The organism is Polaromonas sp. P1_G2 (genome assembly GCF_056405515.1).
On record NZ_JBFUBY010001565.1, the window covers coordinates 1 to 384 of the forward strand.

General features: G+C 61.2%; 1 pseudogene. It reads left to right on the forward strand.

Going from position 1 to position 384, the window contains the following annotated elements:
• Positions 1-384, forward strand: a pseudogene (sucA, locus tag AC1D0P_RS31565) (2-oxoglutarate dehydrogenase E1 component); the annotation flags it as partial.

Here is a 384-nt window from a genome sequence, read left to right on the forward strand (position 1 = left end):
GCCTGTTGCCGCATGGTTATGAAGGCCAGGGCCCTGAGCACTCCTCGGCTCGCCTGGAGCGCTTCCTCCAACTCTGCGCCGAAGACAATATGCAGGTTGCCAACTGCACGACGCCGGCCAACTATTTCCATATCCTGCGCCGGCAGATGAAGCGCGACTTCCGCAAGCCGCTGATCCTGATGACGCCGAAGTCGCTGCTGCGTCATAAGCGGGCGGTGTCGGCGCTTGCCGAACTGGCCGGTGAATCCTCGTTCCATCGCCTGCTCTGGGACGATGCCGAGGTGATCAAGGACGGCCCGATCAAGCTGCAGAAGGATTCGAAGATCCGCCGTGTGGTGATCTGCACCGGCAAGGTCTATTTCGACCTCTTGGAGGAGCGCGAGA